The organism is Arthrobacter sp. P1_D4 (assembly GCF_056406115.1).
The window spans coordinates 1-549 of the sequence record NZ_JBFUAU010000055.1 but is presented as its reverse complement, the minus strand read 5'-3'; the positions used below and the strand labels follow the sequence as shown (position 1 = coordinate 549).

Here is a 549-nt window from a genome sequence, read left to right as displayed (position 1 = left end):
GGAACCTCCAGACGTTCAAATGTGGCTCTACCAGTCCACACCCGCACCAGAATGCGGAACAGACCGTGGGCCGGCAACCCACGAATCTCTTTGAACCCGGGGTTCCAGTCCTACTTCAGGCAACCACCACACTTCATATTGTCTAGGGCCTGCACAGCTGCAGGCGCTAGTTGTAAGTTGCACAGCCGGAGCCGCCGGCCAGCGCCACGGCAGCCCCTGCCGGCGGCGGTCAGCTTCCTAGCACTCCACGACGTTGACGGCGAGGCCGCCCATGGCGGTTTCCTTGTATTTGGAGGACATGTCCTTGCCGGTCTCGCGCATGGTCACGATGACCTCGTCGAGGGAGACCCGGTGGGTGCCGTCGCCCCAGAGCGCCATTTTGGCGGCGTTGATGGCCTTGGCGGCGGCGATCGCGTTGCGTTCGATGCACGGGACCTGCACGAGCCCGCCGATCGGATCGCAGGTCAGGCCCAGGTTGTGTTCCATCGCGATTTCCGCGGCGTTCTCCACCTGCTGGGGCGTGCCGCCCATGACTTCGGCCAGGCCGGC

At 64.7% G+C, this 549-nt stretch carries 1 protein-coding gene; it reads right to left on the bottom strand.

Annotated elements, in window-relative coordinates; all coding sequences use genetic code 11:
* Positions 1-237 precede the first annotated feature (237 nt).
* Positions 238-549, bottom strand: a 312-nt coding sequence (locus tag AC1D0A_RS21980; RefSeq protein ID WP_476946797.1) for an L-serine ammonia-lyase, iron-sulfur-dependent, subunit alpha, incomplete at its 5' end; no start/stop codon positions are given.